General features: G+C 65.9%; 20 protein-coding genes. 16 read left to right on the forward strand and 4 right to left on the reverse strand.

All coding sequences use genetic code 11. The annotated features are described in order from the left end of the window. Positions 1 to 13 precede the first annotated feature (13 nt). Positions 14 to 1876 (reverse strand): hypothetical protein, encoded by a 1863-nt coding sequence (locus tag NTV05_10005; GenBank protein ID MCX6544729.1) that lies wholly within the window; start codon positions 1874 to 1876, stop codon positions 14 to 16. A gap of 307 nt (positions 1877 to 2183) precedes the next feature. Here NTV05_10005 and NTV05_10010 point away from each other — a divergent pair, with 307 nt between their 5' ends. The 16 genes from NTV05_10010 (at position 2184) to NTV05_10085 (ending at position 17720) form a co-directional block, all read left to right on the forward strand. Next, positions 2184 to 3641, forward strand: a complete 1458-nt coding sequence (locus NTV05_10010; protein ID MCX6544730.1) for a type I 3-dehydroquinate dehydratase — start codon at positions 2184 to 2186, stop codon at positions 3639 to 3641. Continuing rightward, positions 3638 to 5113, forward strand: coding sequence for an anthranilate synthase component I (trpE, locus tag NTV05_10015; protein MCX6544731.1), 1476 nt, complete (start codon positions 3638 to 3640; stop codon positions 5111 to 5113). Before NTV05_10010 ends, trpE begins: the two co-directional genes overlap by 4 nt. 63 nt (positions 5114 to 5176) lie before the next feature. Next, positions 5177 to 5746, forward strand: coding sequence for an aminodeoxychorismate/anthranilate synthase component II (locus tag NTV05_10020; protein MCX6544732.1), 570 nt, complete (start codon positions 5177 to 5179; stop codon positions 5744 to 5746). Between the two features lie 14 nt (positions 5747 to 5760). Next, on the forward strand, positions 5761 to 6801 hold the full coding sequence (gene trpD, locus NTV05_10025; protein MCX6544733.1) for an anthranilate phosphoribosyltransferase: 1041 nt from the start codon (positions 5761 to 5763) through the stop codon (positions 6799 to 6801). A gap of 2 nt (positions 6802 to 6803) precedes the next feature. Further along, a complete protein-coding gene (trpC, locus tag NTV05_10030; protein MCX6544734.1) occupies positions 6804 to 7676 on the forward strand; it encodes an indole-3-glycerol phosphate synthase TrpC in 873 nt (290 codons plus the stop codon). Further along, a complete protein-coding gene (locus tag NTV05_10035) occupies positions 7673 to 8311 on the forward strand; it encodes a phosphoribosylanthranilate isomerase (GenBank protein ID MCX6544735.1) in 639 nt (212 codons plus the stop codon). Before trpC ends, NTV05_10035 begins: the two co-directional genes overlap by 4 nt. After that, a complete protein-coding gene (gene trpB / locus NTV05_10040) occupies positions 8308 to 9540 on the forward strand; it encodes a tryptophan synthase subunit beta (GenBank protein MCX6544736.1) in 1233 nt (410 codons plus the stop codon). The genes NTV05_10035 and trpB overlap by 4 nt, the downstream gene beginning before the upstream one ends. 5 nt (positions 9541 to 9545) lie before the next feature. Continuing rightward, complete coding sequence (trpA, locus tag NTV05_10045; GenBank protein MCX6544737.1) at positions 9546 to 10331, forward strand: tryptophan synthase subunit alpha; 786 nt, start codon at positions 9546 to 9548, stop codon at positions 10329 to 10331. Between the two features lie 97 nt (positions 10332 to 10428). Next, the gene (gene aroF / locus NTV05_10050) at positions 10429 to 11481 is read left to right on the forward strand and encodes a 3-deoxy-7-phosphoheptulonate synthase (GenBank protein ID MCX6544738.1); all 1053 of its coding nucleotides are present in this window, start codon (positions 10429 to 10431) and stop codon (positions 11479 to 11481) included. Next, complete coding sequence (locus NTV05_10055) at positions 11478 to 12113, forward strand: prephenate dehydrogenase (protein MCX6544739.1); 636 nt, start codon at positions 11478 to 11480, stop codon at positions 12111 to 12113. Before aroF ends, NTV05_10055 begins: the two co-directional genes overlap by 4 nt. Positions 12114 to 12121: 8 nt before the next feature. Then, positions 12122 to 12817 carry a CoA transferase subunit A gene (locus NTV05_10060; protein ID MCX6544740.1) on the forward strand — a complete coding sequence of 232 codons (696 nt, stop codon included), beginning with the start codon at positions 12122 to 12124 and terminating at the stop codon, positions 12815 to 12817. 51 nt (positions 12818 to 12868) lie between these two features. Continuing rightward, entirely contained in the window at positions 12869 to 13516 is a 648-nt protein-coding gene (locus NTV05_10065) for a CoA transferase subunit B (GenBank protein MCX6544741.1), read from the forward strand. Between the two features lie 57 nt (positions 13517 to 13573). Next, on the forward strand, positions 13574 to 14227 hold the full coding sequence (locus NTV05_10070) for a sigma-70 family RNA polymerase sigma factor (protein ID MCX6544742.1): 654 nt from the start codon (positions 13574 to 13576) through the stop codon (positions 14225 to 14227). Between the two features lie 11 nt (positions 14228 to 14238). Beyond that, on the forward strand, positions 14239 to 14751 hold the full coding sequence (locus tag NTV05_10075; protein ID MCX6544743.1) for a hypothetical protein: 513 nt from the start codon (positions 14239 to 14241) through the stop codon (positions 14749 to 14751). A 60-nt stretch (positions 14752 to 14811) separates the two neighbouring features. After that, positions 14812 to 16155, forward strand: a complete 1344-nt coding sequence (locus NTV05_10080) for a hypothetical protein (protein MCX6544744.1) — start codon at positions 14812 to 14814, stop codon at positions 16153 to 16155. Positions 16156 to 16172: 17 nt separating this feature from the next. Beyond that, a complete protein-coding gene (locus NTV05_10085; protein ID MCX6544745.1) occupies positions 16173 to 17720 on the forward strand; it encodes a leucyl aminopeptidase in 1548 nt (515 codons plus the stop codon). Here NTV05_10085 and NTV05_10090 read toward each other — a convergent pair. From NTV05_10090 to NTV05_10100, 3 genes are read right to left on the reverse strand one after another with little or no spacing between them, the layout of a single operon-like run. Beyond that, positions 17701 to 17949, reverse strand: coding sequence for a hypothetical protein (locus tag NTV05_10090; GenBank protein MCX6544746.1), 249 nt, complete (start codon positions 17947 to 17949; stop codon positions 17701 to 17703). The genes NTV05_10085 and NTV05_10090 overlap by 20 nt on opposite strands. Before the next feature lie 11 nt (positions 17950 to 17960). Then, positions 17961 to 20351 (reverse strand): DNA translocase FtsK, encoded by a 2391-nt coding sequence (locus NTV05_10095; protein ID MCX6544747.1) that lies wholly within the window; start codon positions 20349 to 20351, stop codon positions 17961 to 17963. Positions 20352 to 20355: 4 nt separating this feature from the next. Then, on the reverse strand, positions 20356 to 22053 hold the full coding sequence (locus NTV05_10100; GenBank protein ID MCX6544748.1) for a ribonuclease J: 1698 nt from the start codon (positions 22051 to 22053) through the stop codon (positions 20356 to 20358). Positions 22054 to 22152 lie beyond the last annotated feature (99 nt).

Genomic DNA, 22152 nt, shown 5'->3' on the forward strand with positions numbered 1-22152 from the left:
GCGTATATTCGCATCATGGCCGTTGCTTGCGGCCATCGAGCACCAGCGTGAGCGTGCGTTGTCCCGAGACCGCCAGCGAGGTTCGGATGTCCCAGGCGCCAAGCGTGGATTGCTGGAGGGACGTGCCTCCGCCGCCCGCCCGATCGCTGTCCATCACACTGAGCACTGACGAGGGCAGGCCGGGCAGCGCTTCGCTGGCGACGATCGCCCCGAGGTTGCGCCCGAGGAGTCTGACATACACGCGGTTGTTGTGCCGTGTGTCATTGAGCCGGCGGATCAGCGCGGCTGCCGAATCCGGTCCGATCGACGGCCGGCCGTCGCGCGCCTCCCACTGGGCGAGCCTGGGGCCGTCGCTGACGAGCAAGGTGAGCGAATCGTCCACGTTGAGCGGGATCGGGATCGGAACGGTGTGCAGCACGTCTTCGCCCCGCCAGGTGCGGAGCAGAATCTTAAGTGGCACCGTTCGCCCGGAGCGGATCGCGGCGGCATCGATCCACACGCGCTCGATCGTCGCTGTCTGGGGCCGCTCGGTGGATTCAATCGACAGGTTGATTGACTCGATGTCGACCCGTTCACGATCGTTGTTCAGCAGGGCGGCAATCGGCGCCACGACCGCCGCCGCCGCGGTCACCCCCGGCTGATCGCCGACGTACATCTCGTCCAGTTCGACATCGGCCTGTCCGCGAACGACCGTCTGGCCCCGCACCGCATACGTCTCGGCGCCGAAATCGCGCTCGTGCGACGAAAACGTGTTGAACAGCGCCGTGTAGACGAGCAGGGGCGTCAACAGCGGATCCTCGGCCACCTGGAACGTAAACGATCGCCGGGGACGCCCGGCGTGATCGAGCGCGACATTCACGGTGATGGTGCGAGGACCCGGGCCGAGCGCGCCCGAAACCGCCGTCGCGCGGTCCTGCTGGATCGTGCCGACGACTTCGCCGATCGACGACAGTTTGATCGAACTGAGCAGGCTGGGCAGCACGGTGTGGACGAAGGCCCGCGTCATCGGAAACCGCGCCGGACCGACGTTGTAGAAGGGGTGACCGAATGCATAGACGCGATCGCCGTCGACCTCGGTCACCGTGCCGGTCGCGCCGAGACTCAAGTCGCCCGATATCAACCCGACGCCTATCGGATCGCCCGGCCGCAGAGGAGCCGCCGAACCCTGCCGCGTCGCTGCTGTGGCAGTCGTCGCGCCCGCGGCACCCGGAGCGAGGATGAGGCCGGCTTGCGAGAATAGATTCAGGATCGGTTGAATGGCTTTCTCATCGAACCCACCGACCACGAGTGGCGTGGCAATCGGTCTGAGAGCGGTGGCCGTCCGGCTGTCGTACGCGCCCGCCGGACCGCTGTACGAGACGTGCGCGGCGGATGCGGCAAACGGCGCGACGGGGCTGAGCGCGTGCTCGAAGGTCGCCGCCATCCCGGCCAATGGCATCACCGCGAGCGGCCGACGCAGTTGCGCCGCCGCTCCCGCGTCTCGTCCCGTCGTCGCGGCAATCATCTCCTCGATCGGGGTGATGCCGGCGATGGGTTCCGTCGCGAACTGTCCGAGCGAATAGGAGATCGCGCCGAGCAGACGGCCGCCAACGTAGACCGGGCTGCCGCTCATGCCTGCGATGACCCCGGTCTTCGCAAGCGGTCCGCCGTCGATCCTGGCGAGAATCAGGTCGCGCTTCGGCCCGTTCGTATTGCGGAGCACGCCGATGATGTGGACGTTGAAGTCCTCGATCGTGGTGCCCTGGAACACCGTCCGTCCGACGCCCTCCATGCCGGGTTTCACTTCGTCCACGGACATGTACCGGCTGGCAGCCCGGGTGCCCAGTGCGAAGAACGACAGCAGAAGAAGCAGGGCGACAGTGCGGCGAAAGATCATGAAGGGCAGTCGGGCTTGCCTCAGGGTTGACTCGACATCCTTGGTTATAGCGAACTGTCCGATCGCGGTCAAGCCGAGGCCTGATAATCACTCCGGGAGCGATTGATTGACACCGCGAACTTCCTTTGGTAGCCTCATCCGCAGGAACATGACGAAATCTCTCGGCGGCATCACCGTTTATCCGGCCTGGTGGTGGTGGTGTGTCCAGACCGGCTGAGAGGCTTGATTCCTAAGTTCGACGAAGCGAGATAGACCACAAAGCCTCTTCAGCCAGCCGGCTGGAGGGGCTTTTTTGTTTGTGATCCGTATGACAGAAGGCCCACGAATCTGCGCCACGGTGACCGCCCGCACGATGGCGGACCTGGTTCGCGTCCGTGACAAAGCGACGGACGCCGACATGGTGGAGATGCGCCTCGACACGGTCTCGGATCCCGATGTGGCGGCGGCACTCGACCATCGCCATCTTCCCGTCATCGTGACGTGTCGGCGGCAGGCCGAAGGCGGCCACTTCAGCGGGAGCGAGCAGGAGCGGCGCGCGCTGCTCCTGCAGGCGCTCGATGCGGGTGCCGAGTTTGTCGATCTCGAATGGCAGGCAGGATTTGATCACGTGGTTCGGGCCCGCCGCGGACGCAACGTCGTACTGTCGCACCACGACTTTGCCGGTGTTCCAGCCGACTTGGCCTCGCGGGTGGACGCGATGCTAGCCACAGGCGCGGAGGTCGTGAAGGTGGCGGTCACGGCCTCGCGACTGAGCGACTGCCTGACTCTGCTGGAGCTCGGCCGGACGCGCCGGGACAGGCGCCTGATCGTGCTGGCGATGGGCGAGGCCGGTCTGGTCACGCGGGTATTCGCGGCGCGGTTCGGATCGTGCTGGACGTACGCCGGCGAGGGTGTGGCGCCCGGCCAGATAGGCGCGGCGCAACTCACCAATGAGCTGGCGTTCCGACGGATCGGCCCGGCCACTCGCGCTTACGGACTCTTCGGGCGCGGGATCGCGCATTCGCCGTCGCCCGCCATGCACAACGCCGGATTCTCCGAACTGGCCGTCGACGCCGCGTATGTGCCGCTGGTTGGCGCAGACGCTGAAGATGTGATGACGTTCGCGCGCGGATTTGATCTGGCTGGCGCCAGTGTGACAATCCCGTTCAAGGTCGATCTGCTGAGTCGTCTCGATGACGTGGATCCCGGCGCGCGCGCGATCGGCGCCGTCAACACCCTCACGGCCACCAACGGAGGCTGGTCAGGATCGAGCACCGACGGGGCCGGATTCCTCGCTGGGCTGCCAGCCGGTGTGTCGCCCGCGTCCCGTGCGGCGATCCTGGGAACAGGCGGCGCCGCGCGCGCCGTGGCAGCGGCCCTCCGCGATGCCGGTGCGAAAGTGACGATGTTCGGGCGGTCGGCTGAGGCCGCCGGGTCGGTGGCCGCCGATCTCGGCGTTCGAGGGGCCGCGCGTCCGGTACCGCCGTCGAGCTGGGATCTGCTCGTCAACGCGACGCCGGTCGGAACCTCTCCCGACGTGGATCGGACCTCGTTCCCCGAGGGGACGTTCGATGGCGGAACGGTCTACGACCTGGTCTATTACCCCGAACAGACGCGACTGCTGCGCGACGCCGCGCAGGCCGGGTGCCGGACGGTTGGCGGTCTCACCATGTTGATTGAACAGGCCCGGCTCCAGCAGGCACGCTGGACGGGCCGCACGCCCAGTGTGGCGACACTTCGCACGGCGGCAGCCTTGGCGCTCGCACGCCGGATGGAACAGTCATGAACCTGACGAGCTTCGAGCAGTTTGTGGAATGGGCCCAGCGCGGCACGTTTGTGCCGGTCTGCAAGCAGATCATGGCGGATCTGCTGACGCCGGTCTCGGCGTTCCTCAAGATCGCGGAACATTCCGACTACGCCTACCTGCTGGAAAGCGTGGAAGGCGGCGAGCAGATGGCCCGCTACTCGTTCCTCGGCAAAGACCCGTTCCTGATCCTCCGCGCCAACGACGGCGTCGTGACCCTCGAGCGAAACGGGATCACGACCACCAGCGACGAGGGCTTCGTCCCCACTCTGCGCCGGGTGATGGCCGAGTTCCGCTCGCCGTACGTGCCCGGCCTGCCTCGGTTCACCGGGGGAGCCGTCGGCTTCATGGGCTATGATGCGGCGTCCTGGTTCGAGCCGGTCACGCTGCAGCCGGCGTCGGAGTCGGATCCGATCATCGACCAGGCCGGCTTCATGCTGTTCGACACGGTGCTCGCCTTCGACCACGTGCAGCACCGCATCCTGATCATCGCGAACGCCAGGATCTCCGCCGACGATGACCTGCGCGCGCTCTACCAGTTTGCGTGCGCGAAGATCGAGTTCCTCGAACGCGAGCTGGAGCGAAACCTGTCGCAGGGCGAGCGCGTCGCCGCCGCACCCATCGACGTGCAGGCCAACATGACGCGCGAACAGTTCGAACAGCACGTGCGCTCGGCCAAAGACTTGATTGCGGCGGGGGACATCTACCAGGTGGTCGTGTCGCAGCGCTTCGAGGCCGACCTCGAGGCGAATCCCTTCGCGGTCTACCGGGCTCTGCGCCACGTGAACCCGTCCCCGTACATGTTCTTCGTGCGGATGGCTGGCGTGTCGATGGTCGGGGCATCGCCCGAGATGCTGGTGCGCGTGGAGGGCCGGAAGGTGGAAACGCACCCGATTGCCGGAACCCGTCCGCGCGGTCGGAACGCCGAGGAGGATCAGCGGCTGGCGGAGGAACTGAAGGCCGACGAGAAGGAGCGGGCCGAGCACGTGATGCTGGTCGACCTCGGCCGCAACGATCTCGGGCGGGTCTGCGAGTACGGATCCGTGAGGGTACCTCAGTTCATGGCTCTCGAACGCTATTCGCATGTGATGCATCTGGTCTCGAATGTCGAGGGCTTGCTGGCCGGGGATCGCGATCGGCTGGATGCGCTGGTGTCGTGCTTCCCGGCGGGAACGGTCTCCGGCGCGCCGAAAATCCGTGCGATGGAGATCATCGCGAAGCTCGAGCCGAACCGTCGCGGCGCATATGGCGGAGCAGTGGGGTACCTCGATTTCGCCGGAAACCTGGACTTCTGCATCACGATTCGCACGGTGATCATCGTCGGGCGCCGGGCGATGGTGCAGGCCGGGGCGGGCATCGTTGCCGATTCCAACCCGACGACCGAGTTCGAAGAGACCCTCGACAAGGCGCGCGCCATGATTGGCGCGCTGAATCTGGCCCAGCAGGGGCTGTAGGGTGACGGGCGCGACGCGGTCGCCTGGCGGGAATCTGATGCGCGACGCGAGAGAGGCGACGACGTGTTGTTGATCATCGACAACTTTGATTCGTTTACCTACAACCTCGTCCAGTCGTTTGGCGAGCTGGGGGCGACGCCGGTCGTGTTCCGCAACAACGCGATCACGACTCAGGAAATCGAGGCACTGCGGCCGGAACGCATCGTCATCTCTCCCGGGCCAGGCCGACCCGAAGATGCGGGCGTGTCCGAGGACGTGATCCGGTTCTTCGCCGGCAAGGTGCCGATTCTTGGCGTGTGTCTTGGTCATCAGGCAATCGGGCACGTGTTCGGGGGGCGCATCATCCGGGCGCCAAAGGCGCTGCACGGAAAGGTGTCGTCGATCGAGCACGACGGAAAGGCGCTGTTCCAGGGTTTCCGGGGGCCATTTGACGCCGGCCGCTATCACTCGCTGGCGGTGTCGGAGCAAGAATGGCCGGCAGACCTCGAGGTGGCCGCGCGCGCCGCCGGGGACGGCGTCGTGATGGCGTTGCGGCACAAGAGATGGCAGGTCCACGGCGTGCAGTTTCATCCCGAGTCGGTGTTGACCCCTGAAGGCCGGCGTCTGCTTCACAACTTTCTGAATCTCAGGTAGCGGAGGCGCGTGCGATGTTGGGTGATTTGCTCCAGACGGTGATGCGGCGGCAGGATCTGACGGCTGATCAGGCGACGGCCGCCATGGATGCCATCATCGACGGCCGCGCTCGGGGGGCCCAGGTGGCTGGCCTGCTCGTGGGCCTCGCGATGAAGGGCGAACGCCCGGACGAGATCGTCGGATTCGCTCGCAGCATGCGGGCCCGGGCGGTCAGGATCAACGCGCCCGAGGGCGGCACGGTCGATCTGTGCGGCACCGGCGGGGACGGGGCCGGCACGTTCAATATCTCCTCTGTCGCGGCTGTCGTGGTGGCCGCCTGCGGCGTCACCGTGGCCAAGCACGGCAATCGATCGGTATCGAGCCGGTGCGGCAGCGCCGATCTGTTCGAGGCCCTCGGCGTCAATGTCGCGGCGCCCCCGCCGGTCGTCGAAGCGTGCCTGGCCGAGACGGGCATGGCCTTTCTCTTCGCCCCGGTGTTCCATCCATCTATGCGGAACGTCGCGGAGGTGAGAAGGGAGTTGGGCGTGCGAACCGCGTTCAACCTGCTCGGCCCGCTGACCAATCCGACCCATCCCCGACGTCAACTGATTGGGGTGCCGCGGCCCGAGTGCACGGAACTGATTGCCCGGTCGCTCTCACTGCTCGGATCCGAGCGCGCGTGGGTCGTGCATGGCGCCGACGGACTCGATGAGATCTCGACCACGGGCTACACGAAGGTGTCAGAGGCCCGCGGCGGCACGGTCAACACGTTCTATCTGCATCCGGGTGACGCCGGCCTGCCGAAGGCGACGCTGGCGTCGCTTGCCGGTGGCGACGCGGCCACCAATGCCGAGATGGCGAGAGAAATTCTGCGGGGCAGCACCGGGCCAGCGCGCGACATCGTGCTCCTGAACGCCGGTGCCGTGCTTCTGCTGGCGGGAAAGGCCGACACGCTTCGCGATGGCATCGCGCGGGCGGGACAGGCGATCGACTCAGGCGCGGCGCAGGCCACGCTCGATCGCCTCGTGGCCCGGTCGAACGACCTGAGCGGCGCCTCTTCGAGAGCGGGAGCATAGACGTGCCGACGTTCGGCTCGAGGCGCTCGGGGAATCTGCTGGATGCCATCGTTGCCGCGGCGCGGCGCACGGTCGAGACGCGGCGCGCGAGCGAATCGGCGATCGCACTGGCCGGGCGGGCGGCACGGCTCGAGCCCAGGGGCGCGATGTTTCGAGAGCGCCTGTGTCGGGTGACCGAAGTCAATGTGATCGCCGAGTGCAAGCGCCGATCGCCGGCACGAGGTATCCTGCGGAGTGAGTACCACCCCGGCGACCTCGCGAGGTCGTACGAGCAGGGCGGCGCGGCGGCGATTTCCGTGCTGACCGAGCCCACGTTCTTCGATGGGTCACTTGCGCATCTGGAAGAGGTCAGGGCCGCGGTTGCCTTGCCGATCCTCCGGAAGGACTTCATCGTTGATCAGTACCAGTTGCTGGAGGCGAGGGCAGCGGGCGCGGACGCGGTCCTTCTGATAGTCGCGGCCTGCTCGCTCTCGGAACTGGCCGCGTTGATCGACGTCGCCCAGAAGATGGGCCTGGCGACGCTGGTCGAGGCCCACTCGGGAGAGCAGATTCAGCAGGGCATCGACGCGGGCGCCACGATCATCGGCGTCAACAGCCGGGACCTGAGAACACTGGACGTGGATCTTTGCGCCTGCGACGCGCTCGTCGGCCAGATTCCGCCCGGGTGTGTCGCCGTTGCGGAAAGCGGCATCCGATCGCTCGCGGACGTCGGGCATCTGCGCGCGGTTGGCTATCAGGCCATGCTGATCGGAGAGTGGCTCATGTCGGCAGCCGATCCGTGCAAGAGACTTCAGGAGGTTGCCGCAATCGGCGGCGCGGTCATGCGCGGCCGCGAAGATGGCGCAGCGGGCGCGACCCGGAGGGAGAGACGGTGAGCCGCACCCGAATCAAGATCTGCGGGATGACCAATGTCGAGGACGCACAACTGGCGGTTGACCTCGGCGCCGACGCGGTCGGGTTCGTGTTCTGGCCGGCAAGCCCGCGATACGTCACCCTCGAACAGGCCGGTCTGGTCGCCGCCACGCTCCCGCGCTTCGTGACGGCGGTCGGCGTGTTTGTCAACGAGTCACCCGACCGGATCCGTCGCGTGATTGATGAGGTGGGTCTTGGAGCGGTGCAACTGCATGGCGACGAACCCGTCGAGCAGTGGCTCTCGATGCCCTGCCACACGCTGAAGGCCGTCGGGATCGACGACAGGTTCGACACGGCGTCGCTGGCGGCCTGGCCGAGCACCGTGATGCCGCTGCTGGATGTGGCTGACCCGGCGCGCCGCGGTGGAACAGGGAAGGCGATCGACTGGACGCGAGCGGCCGCGGCTGCACGCCTCAGGCGTATCGTCCTGGCGGGTGGCCTCCGGCCCGAGAACGTCGAGCAGGCCATCGACACGGTCGCACCCTATGCGGTCGATGTGTCGTCTGGCGTTGAACGGGAACCCGGTGTGAAGGATGCTGAGCGTATGAGCGCCTTTGTCGCGGCCGTCGCCCGCGCCGATGCGCGGAGGACCCGATGAACGTCGTCGAGACTGCGAGTGAGCCCCGCTTTGGTCTTCGCGACCCGGACGCCCGGGGGTACTTCGGCGAGTTCGGCGGGCGGTTCGTGCCGGAAACGTTGATGGCGCCCATTACCCAGTTGCGGGACGCGTACCTGGGGGCCCGAGCGGACCAGACATTCCGCGACGAGTTGCTGAGACTCCTCACGACGTATGCGGGACGGCCCACGCCGATCTTCGATGCCCGGCGCCTGGGCGCCGCGTGTGGCGGCGTGCGGATCATGCTGAAGCGCGAAGATCTGACGCATACCGGCGCGCACAAGATCAACAACGCCATCGGGCAGGCGCTGGTCGCCGTCAGGATGGGCAAGCGCCGGGTCGTTGCCGAGACCGGGGCCGGACAGCACGGCGTGGCGACCGCGACGGCGTGCGCACTGCTCGGATTGGACTGCGAAGTCTACATGGGCGCCGAGGACATGCGTCGCCAGGCGCTCAACGTCGTGCGGATGCGGTTGCTGGGCGCCCGCGTCACTCGCGTCGAGGCGGGGAGCCGGACACTCAAGGACGCCATCAACGAAGCGATGCGCGATTGGGTGACCAACGTCGACACCACGCACTACCTGCTCGGATCGGTGCTGGGCCCCCATCCATATCCGCTGATGGTTCGCGAGTTCCAGTCGGTCATCGGTGTCGAAGCGAAACAACAGTACGGATCACTGATTGGCGGCCTGCCCGACGCGATTGTGGCGTCGGTCGGGGGAGGCAGCAATGCGCTCGGCATCTTCGACGCCTTTATCGATGATGCGGCGGTTCGGTTGATTGGGGTCGAAGCCGGCGGACGCGCCATCATTCCGGGTGAACACGCTGCACGGTTGGCTGGCGGGGCACTGGGCATCTTCCAGGGAACCCGCACGGTCGTGCTCCAGGATTCGCACGGCAATATCCAGGGAACCCACTCGATCTCCGCCGGACTCGACTACGCCGCGATTGGCCCCGAGCACGCATGGCTCCATGCGCGCGGGCGGGTCGAATATACGCACGTGTCGGATGGGGCCGCCACCGAAGCGTTCCAGACGTTGGCTCGGCTGGAGGGCATTCTTCCCGCGCTGGAATCGGCGCACGCCGTTGCGCACGCCATGGTGCTCGGCAGGCAGATGGGTCCAGGCCGGACGATCCTCGTCAACCTCTCCGGGCGGGGCGACAAGGATGTCCAGACGGTGGCTGCCGAACTCGGCGTGGCCGGAGACTGATGAAGATGTCACGAATAGCAGAGACATTCGGTCGCCTGCGTCAGGAGCACCGCCCCGGGCTGGTCACGTACACGACGGCCGGCGATCCCGATCTGGCCAGGAGTCGCAAGATTCTCGAGGCGCTCGACGGAGTCGGGGTCGATGTGCTCGAGGTCGGCGTGCCCTTTTCTGACCCGATGGCCGACGGCCCCGTCATCCAGCGGGCGAGCGAACGTGCGCTGGCCGCGGGGGTGACGCTCGATGGCGTGCTGGACATGGTGGCGCAGGCACGCCCAGGCATTCGCGCGCCCATCATCCTGTTCTCGTACGCGAATCCGCTGTACCGAATGGGCTTTGACCGGTTTGCCGCCCGAGCGGCCGCGGCCGGCGTGGACGGGGTTCTCGCACTGGACCTGCCGCTGGAAGAGTCGGCAGATCTTCGGCGCTGTCTGTGCGCCGCCGGTGTGGACATGATCTTCCTGCTCAGCCCGACGACCAGCGCGGATCGGATGCGACGGGCCGGTGAGCTCGGCAGCGGGTTTGTGTACGCGATTTCGCGCCTCGGGGTGACGGGGGCTCGCGATGCCCTCTCGTTCGGCATTCCAGAATTGGTCACACGCATCCGCGAAGCGACGACCCTGCCGGTCGTCGTCGGTTTCGGCGTCTCGACGGCCGCACACGTGGCTGAGGTCTGCCGGTGGGCGGACGCGGCGGTGGTGGGAAGCGCGTTGGTCAAGGTGATCGAAGCACACGGCGCATCCCCCGATCTGATCGCGCAGGTGACGCAGTACGTGCGGGGGCTCAGGGAGTGATCTCTTTTCTTGCCCGGGTGACGAGACAATTGGATGATTCAGTAAGATAGAACTCATAGACGATGTCTGGAGTGACGAAGACGAAGGGCGGTCAACTGTGGTCGTTGTAATGCAGGAAGGGGCGACTCCCGCTCAGGTGGACCGGGTCGCCGCGCATCTCGAACAGATGGGATTCGGAGTTCATCGCTCTGTCGGTGCGAAGCGGATAGTGCTCGGTGTCGTAGGCGAAAGCCCGCGCGCTGATCCGGAGCTGGTCCAGATGTTCGACGGCGTGCAGGAGGTGGTGCAGGTCTCGGAACCCTACAAACTGGCAAGCCGAGCGTTTCGTCCGCAGGGCACGATCATCAACCTCGATGACGTGCGCATCGGCGGCGACGAAGTGATCATGATGGCGGGTCCCTGTGCGGCCGAAAGCGAGGAGCAGGTTCACGCGTGCGCGGCAGCCGTCAAACGCGCTGGCGCCAAGGTACTGCGGGGGGGCGCGTTCAAGCCGCGAAGCTCGCCCTACAGCTTCCAGGGACTCGGTGAGGAAGGCTTGCGGATGTTGTGCGACGCGGCACGGGCCCAGAACATGAAGCTGGTGTCCGAGGTCATGGACCCGAGCCAGATCGACATCGTCGAACGCTATGTGGACATCTTTCAGGTCGGCGCGCGCAACATGCAGAACTACACGTTGTTGCGCGAACTGGGGAAGCGGCGCAAGCCCGTGCTGCTCAAGCGTGGCATCTCCGCGACGATTGAGGAGTGGCTGCTGTCGGCTGAGTACCTGCTGGGCGGCGGAAACATGGACGTGATTCTCTGCGAGCGGGGGATCCGGACGTTCGAGACCTATACCCGCAATACGCTCGACATTTCGGCGATCCCCATCGTCAAGAAGTTGAGCCATTTGCCGATCTTCGTCGACCCGAGCCACGGAACTGGACGCCGCGACAAGGTGGCGCCGATGGCGCGGGCGGCGGTGGCGGCCGGCGCCGACGGCCTGATTATTGAAGTGCACGTCGATCCCGACCGGGCCCTGAGCGACGGCGCGCAATCGCTGTTTCCGCCGCAATTCGACCGGCTGATGGCCGAATTGCGGATCATCGCGCCCGCGATCGGCCGGTCCATCTGTGTGGAGCCAGTGGCGCGACGCGGGTGGGCGCGGGAATGATCGATGAGACGCGCCGGGTGCCGCTGCGGATGGCAGGCCGGCTGCCTGAAGCGGCTCCCGTGTTCGAGCGAATCGCCATTCTGGGCCTCGGGAAGATCGGGGGCTCGCTGGCGCTCGCGGTCAAGCAGGCGTGGCCGAAAGCGCTCGTCATCGGCGTCGACACCAACCATGTGCTGGAGCGTGCCGTCAACCGGGGGGCGATTGATGTCGGCGCCAACGACTTGATCGTGGCCGCCGACGCCGACCTGGTCGTGCTGGCGGCTCCGGTTGCCTCCAACCTGACGCTGCTCGCAGATCTCCCCGAATACGTGAGCGGCGACTGCACGTTGACTGATCTGGGGCCGTCCAAGCGACCCATGATCGAGGCCGCCCGATCGCTGCCCGCGCGGTTGACGTTTGTCGGAGGCGACCCGTTGATCGGTGCGGCCGCCGGGGACATCGATTCGGCCGACGCCGATCTGTTTGCCGATCGGCTCTGGGTACTCACGCCGTCAGACGGTTCGTCGGCGCAGACACTTCGGCTCTCGCAATTCGTCAGAGGCGTTGGGGCCATTCCCGTCGAGATGACGTTGGAGAGACACGATCAGCTGGCGACGTACCTTGGGTACGTTCGTGAATGGTCCGGACTATAATTTCGCCTATGCGTAAAGTGATTGGCGGCGCAGACGAGGCGGTTGCGCTCATTCCCGATGGCGCGACGATCATGGTTGGAGGATTCGGCCTCTGCGGGATTCCCGAGAATCTGATCGGGGCGCTGCGCCGGCGCGGCACCCGCAATCTGACGATCATCAGTAACAATGCCGGCGTCGACGGATTTGGACTGGGGTTGCTGCTCGAATCCCGACAGATTTCCCGCATCATCGCCACGTACGTCGGCGAGAACCAGGAATTCGAACGGCAATTCCTGAGGCGCGAGCTCGACGTTGAGCTCGTGCCTCAGGGAACGTTCGCCGAACGGATCCGGGCGGGTGGCGCGGGGATCGGCGGGTTCTTCACGCCGGCCGGCTACGGCACGATCGTGGCTGAAGGCAAAGAGACCCGCGTCATCGACGGCGTGCCCTATGTCCTCGAGATGCCGCTCAAGGCCGATTATGCGTTGCTGAAGGCCTGCAAGGGCGATCATGCCGGCAACCTGGTGTACCGAAAGACGGCGCGCAACTTCAGTCCGATGATGGCCACGGCCGCTCGCGTCACGATCGCCGAAGTGGAGCACCTGGTCGATCCCGGTGGCATCGACCCGGATGGTGTGCATACGCCAGGCATTTTTGTCCAGTACGTGTTTCAGGGGTCGGGATACCAGAAGCGCATCGAACGCAGGACGACACGCAAGACGTAACCATCGCCGGAATGGCCGGCAAAACCGGCGTCGGGACCGAGGAGCAGTCACGTGGACAAGCGGGAACGAATCGTGCGGCGCGTCGCCAGGGAACTTCACGACGGCGACTACGTCAACCTCGGGATTGGCATGCCGACGCTCGTTGCCAATTTCGTGCCCCCGACCGTGGAGATCACGCTGCACTCCGAGAATGGCATGCTTGGGGTGGGTCCGTACCCCACCGACGCCGAGGTGGACGCCGATCTGATCAACGCGGGCAAGGAGACGGTCACCGAACTGGCCGGCGCCAGCTACTTCAGCAGCGCGGACTCGTTTGCCATGGTTCGCGGCGGACACATCGATCTGACCGTGCTGGGAGCGCTGCAGGTCGACCAGGCTGGCAATCTCGCCAACTGGATGGTGCCCGGCAAGATGGTGAAGGGCATGGGCGGAGCGATGGATCTGGTGGCTGGCGCACGCCGCGTCATCGTCGCGATGGAACACACGACCAGAGAAGGCGAACCAAAGATTCTGAAGGCGTGCTCGTTGCCGTTGACCGGCCTGGGGGTGGTCGATCTGATCGTGACTGAGTTGGCCGTCATCGAAGTCACCCCGGCGGGACTTCGTCTCAACGAAGTGGCCGAGGGTGTCACCGTTGACCAGGTGCGCAACGCGACCGAAGCGCCTCTCTCGGTGAGCGCGGAACTAGGAACGATCTGAATGCTTCGCCCCGCAGTGACGGTTGCGTTCTGGAGAGATGGGGTCTGACCCCATGGTGTGACCGAGGAGGTCGTGACGAGCGGGGCAGCCACGCCGACCGACGCCGAGCTGGTTTCGCAGGCGCTTGGCGGGAGGCAGGACGCCTACCGCGACCTGGTGGAGCGACATGGCCGCGCGGTGTTCAATCTGATCGCGCGGATGGTGCGGGACGCGGGAGTCGCCGAAGAACTGGCCCAGGACGCCTTCGTCAAGGCATTCGCGGCACTCAGACACTTCGATCCCACCTATAAGTTCTCAAACTGGATACTCAGGATCGCGCACAACGTCGCCATCGATCATCTGCGCCGGCTGAAGTTGCCGACCGTGTCGGTGGACGTCGACACGCCGGGCCACCAGTTGCGCGACCAGCTCGTCGACGAACGGGAACCGACGCCGTTCGATCATGCGGAAGGCGCCAACCTGGCGAGGGATCTTGAGCGTGCGCTGGCCCAGCTCCGTCCGGACTACCGCCGGCTGATCGTGCTCCGGTATCAGGAGGACCTCGCGTACGACGAGATCGCCGAGACGCTGGATCTGCCCCTGGGAACGGTCAAGAGCCACCTTCACCGAGCCCGGCAGGAGTTGGCCCGGCTGATGACGAAGGCTGGATGGGCGCCCGATGCGCCGGCGAAATCCGGGCCGATGCAACCTGCAAGGGGCTCCGCCTCGTAGGAGTTACTAGAGTGTCTACTGACAAGCGGGACATCGTCGGCAACTGGCTGACGGCCGAGCAGACCGGGAGGTCCGAGGACGCCGATCGGGCATTCGCGTCTGTCGCGCAGGCGCTGATCAGGCGGCCCCCGCCATCTTCGTTTGCCGCCGCCGTGATGGCGCGGGTTGCCTCTGGTGCAGTTCCGAGGGCGGGCTGGTGGACGGCCTGGGGCGTGCGCACGGCCGTCGCGACGTGCCTGTTGACGCTCGGAGTGGTTCTCGGGACCTGGCCGGTACGCTCGATGTTCTTCGCGGCGGTGGCGGCCGCCGAGGCCGTAGTCTGGGGCCTCGACCAGGTGGTGACGGCAAGTGTGGTCTGGGTAATGACGGCCCTCACGATGTGGGGCAGCGCCGCTCACGCGGCGGTCGTGGTCGGCCGGCTGCTCGTCGCGCCGGAACCGGCCCTGTGGGTGTTGGTGAATCTTGCCGTCGCCGCGTGCGCGTGTGCGGCGTTGCAGCGTCTGCTGATGTCCCAGGAGGATTGACGGATGATAACCAATGTTCGTTTGCGATGCGGCCGTCCACGCAGAGCAACACTGCTCGTGATGGCCGTGCTCACGGCCTTCCTGGCCCCCGGCGTACTGGCGCAGTCGCGCGGCGACAGCCCGGCCGTCGTTCGCCCGGAATTGCAGCAGCTGAAGAACCGCGTAGTACAACGGTTCCAGGTCCTGCTGCTCAGACAGGGCCTTGTGCTGGTGCCGAAGACGCCGCTTAAGAGCGCCGGCAGCATTGAGCTCTCTGATGGATCGGTGCTGGTCGATGGGAATCCCGTGACGGGGTCGGAACTGAAGCAGCGGCTCGGCGCGGATTCGGACCTTGTCGTCCAGTTGTCGTTTCTTGATGCGACCTCCAGGCGTCAGATGTTCGAAAGTGCGAAGCCGGCGACTTCGGCGGAGGCGGGAGCCCGTACGACGACCGAGCCGAAGACATCGGAGGCTCCGGTCTCGCCGGGCGAATCAGGAACATCGGTGTCCCGGGCGTGGGAGGACGAATCGAACAATCGCGATCGCGTCCGGTACGGCGGAGCGCGGGTCCGAATCGGAAGCGACGTTCGTGTCGGGGAGAACGAGGAAGTCGGCAGCGACATCGTTGCCGTCCTCGGATCGATCTACGTCGACGGCAGGGTGAATGGGGAAGTGGTCGCGGTCGGCGGCGGCGTGCATCTCGGGCCCAAAGCCGATGTCCGTGGCGACGTGACCAGCGTGGGCGGAGGCATCGAGCGAGACGCCGGGGCCACCGTGTCCGGACAGATCAACGAAGTCAGGATCACGATTCCATCCGTTCGCCCGTACGTGCACGTCAGCCCGTGGAGAGACTGGACCTGGTGGGCTTCCCCGTTTGGCGCATCGGTAGAACTGGTTGGGACGGTGGTGAGAATCGGGGTGGTTGGGTTACTGGCTGTCATGGTCGTCACCGTGTTTCCCACGAAGGTCCGGCGCGTGGCCGAGCGCGTTTCGGCCGAGCCGTGGCGCGCCGCGCTGACGGGACTGGCCGCGCAAGTACTCTTCGTTCCGCTGCTCGTTCTGACGGTGCTCGTGCTGGCGGTGTCGATTATCGGCATCCCTCTTCTGCTGCTGCTGCCATTCGTCATCGTGCTCGCCCTGGCGGCGCTGCTGCTGGGGTTTGCGGGTGTCGGGTGCGCGATTGGCCAGCAGATCAACCGACGGGGGACGGAAGAAGTGCGGAACCTGATCGTGCCGCTGGTCGTCGGACTCGTGATCATCTGGGCACTCACGCTCGTCGCTCGATTCGTGGGACTGGCGGGCCTGCCCCTGCGCGCGATCGTGGGCGGGGTGCTGCTGGTCGGGTTCGTCGTTGAGTACGTCGCCTGGACGCTCGGGCTCGGTGGCGTCCTGCTGAGCCGTTTCGGCCGGCGTGGACGTGGATAGTGGTGCATAATTGCCGGATGCACTTCGATGATCTATCGCTGCCCATCGACGTTGTTGAGGCCTCCGCGTCCTCGCTGGACGTAGACGTCCTCGTCGTTCCGAGCTTCGAAGCCGAGGCCCCAGTCCCGCTGGACGGAGTCAGCCAGGTGGTGGCCCGCCGACTGGCGGAGGCCATCTGCTCCAGGGAGTTCACGGCCAAGCCGGGCCTGCTGTTCGTCACGCCCGCCGATGACGCGACATGGCGGCCTCGCCGCATCATGCTCGTGGGCCTTGGACCGCGGTCCTCTTACACCACCGACCGCTCGCGTCGCGCCGCGACAGCCGCCGCACTCGCGGCCCGCGCGCGCAAGTATGGCAGCCTTGGCGTCCTGCTGGCCGGCGCCAGCTCCGCCGGGGACGAAGTCCAGGCGGTCACGGAGGGATTGACGCTGGCGCTGTACCACGCAGGCAGCTACAAGACCGATCCGGAATCGACCCCGCTGCCGCTCAAGGCGACCCTCGTGATGCCTGAGCACACCACACCCGCCACGACCGAGGAGGCGCGGACGCGAGCGGGCCGGGGGTCAGTGCTTGGTTCCTGCAGCAATCTCGCCCGGATGCTCTCGAACGAGCCGGGCAACGCGATCACGCCCGCGACCTTCGCGGCTGCCGCCGTCAGCATCGCCCATGCCTGCGGGTTGGATGCCGACGTGCTCGAAGAAGACCAGCTGAAGGTGCTCAACATGGGTCTGTTGCTCGGCGTCGCGCGGGGAAGCGCCGAACGGCCACGGTTGGTGGTGTTGCGCTACGACCCCGAACATCCACGGCCCGGAGTCGTGCTGGGTCTGGTGGGCAAGGGCGTGACGTTCGACGCCGGCGGGATCTCGCTGAAGCCTGCCGAGTTGATGCACGAGATGAAGAGCGACATGTCGGGTGGCGCCGCGGTCGTGGGGGCGATGAAGGCCATTGCCGTGTTGAAGCCCGACATTCGCGTCATCGGGGTCGTGCCGCTGGTGGAGAACATGCCGGGCGGCAGTGCCCTCAAGCCCGGCGACGTGTTGCGCAGCGCCGAAGGCAAGACCGTCGAGGTCCTCAACACCGATGCGGAAGGCCGCTTGGTCCTCGCGGACGCCTTGTGGTATGCGCGGACGCTTGGCGCGACGCACCTGCTGGACGTGGCGACGCTCACCGGCGCGGTTCGGATCGCGCTCGGGCGCTCGATCACCGGGCTCTTCGGATCACCGGACTGGTGGACTGGCCAGGTCCAGCACACGGCGACTCGCGCCGGAGAACACACCTGGATCATGCCGCTCGTCGAGGACTATCGCGAGCAACTGCGCAGCGACATCGCCGACGTGTCCAATGTGGGTGGCCGGCCGGCCGGCGCGATTACCGCGGCGCTCTTCCTCAAGGAATTCGCGGGCGGAGTGCCGTGGGCGCACCTCGACATCGGCGGCACGGCATGGGCGGAAGAGACCTTGCCGCATCAACCCAAGGGGCCAACCGGCGTCGCCGTGCGAACGCTGGCTGAGCTCGCCTTTACGGTCGATGATTGGGCGCCGGATGTCAGCGGGAGCGCGAGCTGAGATCGAGTCGCGTCAGGTCCGAGTCGCCGTCCGCGTCGGATAACGTCGCCCGCCGCTTCTTGCAGGCAATGATGAGGGCGCCCAGCGCCGCTCCCAGCACGATCGACCCCACGGCAATCACACCGGTCAGCCCCACGGCGCCAACCAGCACGTCCAGCACGCCGACCTGCTCGGTCGGCGGCGGCACGATCTTCACGATGGTCGGCACGATGGGCTGGAAGTGAAGCATGGTGGCGAAGGCTATCGGGGCTGTTGATCCACTTCGTCGAAGTACCCCTTGTCGACGAGGACTTCGCGGGGTTTGCCGCCGGCGGCCGCCGACACAATGCCCTCGGCCTCCATCATGTCGACCAGTCGCGCGGCCCGGCTGAATCCGATGCGCAGACGCCGCTGCAGGTAGGAAATCGACGCCTGCCCGCTGCCGACAACGATGCGCGCCGCCTCGTCGTAGAGGTCGTCCTTTTCGAATTCAACGGAGTCCCGCGGACTCTCCTCAGCGGTAATCATCTCGTCGTAGACGGGTTCTCCCTGCCGTCTGAGAAACGCCGCCAGCCTGGCCGATTCCTGTTCAGAAATATACGGGCCGTGGAGCCGAATCAACCGGGACGAGGCCGGCGGCAGAAATAACATGTCGCCCTTGCCCAGAAGCTGTTCGGCGCCGTTGCCGTCGAGAATGGTTCGGGAATCGACTTTCGAAGACACTCTGAAGGAGATGCGCGCCGGCAGATTGGCCTTGATGACGCCGGTAATGACATCAACCGACGGGCGCTGAGTGGCAAGCAACAGATGGATGCCGACCGCGCGCGCCATCTGCGCGAGCCTCGCGATGGACGTTTCGACTTCGTTGCCGGCCACCATCATCAGATCGGCCAGTTCGTCGATGACGATGACGATGTAGGCGAGCGGCTTCGGGATGGCGGCGCCTTCGCGCGGCGTGATCTTGCCTTCGGCCTGGTGGCGCACGTTCCGATTGAACTGTTCGATGTTGCGCACGCCCTCGGCCGCCAGCGTCTTGTAGCGCTCTTCCATCTCCCGCACGGCCCAGTTCAATGCGTTGGCCGCCTGCTTGGGATCCATGACCACCGGTGTCAGCAGGTGCGGGATCTGCTCGTACATGCCGAGTTCGAGCCGCTTCGGATCGATCAGAATCAGCCGCACGTCATCGGGCGTCGCCCGAAACAGGATGCTGGTGAGGATTGAATTGATCGCGACCGACTTGCCGGTGCCCGTCGCCCCGGCGATCAACAGGTGAGGCATTGTGGCGAGATCCGCCATGAACGGTTCGCCGTCAATCTTCTTGCCCAGCGCCATCGTCAACTTCGATCCTGACCGCCGATAGGCGTCGGCTTCCAGCAGTTCGCGCAGCGAAATCAGCTCGCGATTCTGATTCGGAATCTGAATACCAATGGTCGACTTGCCCGGGATGCGCTCTATCAGCACGGACTCGGCGCGCATGGCAAGCGACAGGTCGTCGGCCAGGCCTGTCACCTTGCTGTACTTGACCCCCGGTTCGGTCTTGAACTCGAAGGTGGTGACGACCGGGCCCGATTGAATGTGCACCACGGATCCGGCCACGGCAAACTCAGCGCACTTCTCCTGGAGTAGTTGGGCCGATGCCAATAGTTCGCGTTCGTCGATCTTCTGTTGGGCGCGCGGAGCATCCAACAGTGTCACGGGCGGCAGGGCGACTCCGCCTCGCTTCTTCTCCGCAGGCGCGCGGCCGGCGTCGCCGACTTGACCAGTCTGAGCCTCAGCGGGAGGCACCACCTGGATGGAGGGCGCCTTTCGGTTGCCCGGCCACGACCCTCCTGCCTGCGAAGGCGCGGGCAGGTCCGGTTCGGGCGCACGCATGGGCCGCGGCTGAATGGCCGCGGGAGCCACCGCCGGCTTGTTGCCGTTCGACGGCGGTGCCACAGCAGGAGGGCCAGCCTTGGTGGGTGCGGAGACCTTCGCCGGGCCCGGAGGCTGCACCTTGTCGGATTGCTGCTTCGCGTGCTTGGCCACGATGTCGCGCCGCTGGCGATCCCGCTTTCGCTCCACACGCCACGTCTGATAGGCGTCCACCCGACGTTCCGCCCAGCGTCGCGCGGTGGTAGAGAGGCGCAGGAACAAACGGCCGAACGAGAAGTGCGTCGACAGGATGACGCCGACCGCGAACAGCATCAACAGAATCATCGAGGACCCGGTGCGGTTGAACGAGGCTTCCAGCGCACCGCCCAGCTGCTCTCCCAACCATCCGCCCGGCGAGAACGCCTGTCCGGTCGAGCGCGCCGGCGTCATGGCGATGAAGAGAAACGCACTCGACGAGGAGAAGAGGAGCGCGACGCCAATCAGCTTGGTGAAGATCGCATCGATCTTGCGGCACCAGAATCGCTGCGAACCGATCGCGAACGTCAGGATGGGGAAGAGGTACGCGGCGAACCCAACCACCTGGAACGAAAGTTCGTCCGCGAAGGCGCCGGCGGGACCGATCAGGTTGGCCGTCGGCCTGCCCGGATCCGGCTTGAAGAACCACACGGGATCGGTCGCGACGTAGGTCGCCAACGCGACCAGCCACATCAACGCGAAAAGCATCAGCACGACGCCGACGATTTCGCTCACGCGGCGCGACAGGGGTGAGGAGGCAGCCACAGACTCAAACCTCCATAATCACGGGCAGCACCAGGGGCCGCTGTCCGAATCGCTTCCGGATGAAGCGCCGCAGCTCGACGGTCAGTTTATCCTTCATCATGCCGTAGTCGGTCCGTTCTTCGATGCTCGCCGATTCCAGCAGGTCGGCGATGAGTCTGGCGGCGTCCCGCAGCGGATTGTCGTCGCCCTGTTCCAGCGCGAGCCCCCTGGTGATCAGTTCGGGGACGCCTTCAATCATGCCGGTCTGCTTGTTGATCGCGATCACTGGGACGATCAGGCCGTCCTCGGCCAGGTGTCGCCGGTCCCGCAGCACCTCTTCGCCCAGGCCGCTGACCGCCGAACCGTCAATCAGCACGCGCCCGGCCGGCACCTTGCCGGCAATCGCGCCGCCGGTGCGATCGAACCGGAGCAGGTCGCCGTTCTCGGCGACGATCACCGTAACCCGGTTCGGAAGATCACCAGTCAGCCGGCTGCCCACGCGCGCCAATCTCGACCGTTGCCTGAAGCCGCCATGAATCGGCACGAAGCACCGCGGCCGCACCAGCGACAGCATCAGCTTGAGTTCCTCTTCGCTGGCGTGCCCCGACACATGGACGTGCTTGTCCCGCTGGCTGATGATGTCGGCGCCTCGCCGGGCGATGTGGTTCATCACCCGATCGATCGAGCGCTCGTTGCCGGGGATCTCCCTGGCCGAAAAGACGACAACATCTTCGGGGGACAACGTGACATGCCGGTGATCGTTGATCGCAATGCGAGAGAGCGCCGACAGCGGCTCGCCCTGGCTGCCCGTGACCAGGCAGAGCACGGATTCCGGCGCGTGCGACTTGACCTCCGAGTCGCGGATGGCCAGGCCGGCTGGCACCTTGAGGTAGCCAAGCCGCTGGGCGATCTGAGAGGTCTCCACCATGCCGCGGCCGACGAAGGCCACCTTGCGGTCGAACTGCGCCGCGAGATTCACCAGGAGCTGCAGGCGGAAGATGCTCGTCGCGAACGACGTCACGACGATCTTGCCCTTAGTGCTCGAGAAGATCTCCTCGAACGCCTCGATGACAGAGAGTTCCGAGCCGGTGACCCCGGCGCGTTCAATGTTCGTGCTGTCCGAGAACAGCGCCAGGACCCCCTCGCTCCCCAGCTGCGCCAGCCGGTGGAAATCAAAATGTTCCCCGTCGATCGGTGTCTGATCGATCTTGAAGTCGCCCGTGCAGATGAGGATCCCGACCGGCGTATGGATCGCGACAGCCACGCAATCCGGCATGCTGTGCGTGACACGCAGAAATTCGATCGTGAAGTCGCCGACGACGACCGTATCGCGCGGCCGCACGCTGACCAGGCGATCCCGCGTGTCGGAGTCGTGCTCCGCGAGCTTCGATTCGGCCAGCGCCAGCGTAAGCGGCGTCCCGTAGACGGGGCCTTTGACCGTCCGCATCACGTGCCAGAGCGCGCCGATGTGATCTTCGTGGCCGTGCGTCAGGACGATCGCGCACGTTCGAGCGGCGTGCTGCTGGAGGTAGGTCAGATCCGGGATGATCAGATCAACGCCGAGCGACTCCGGTTCCGGGAACATGGATCCGGCATCCACGATCACCATCGTGTCGCCGTAGGAGACGGCCATCATGTTGAGGCCGAACTCTCCGAGGCCGCCGAGAGCCACAACGTCGAGCAGCGGCTGGGCAGCAGCAGGTACAGCCGGCTGGTCGGACATCAACGTCCTCTCCAGACCCGGCGGCAGCACAATTGTCGCGGATCCAGTGCTCTTCTCATGTACGAATCAACCCGGAACCCCGACGTCCACCACGCATGA

The sequence above is a fragment of the Acidobacteriota bacterium genome, assembly GCA_026393755.1.
In the GTDB taxonomy this organism is placed as follows: domain Bacteria; phylum Acidobacteriota; class Vicinamibacteria; order Vicinamibacterales; family JAKQTR01; genus JBAXOX01.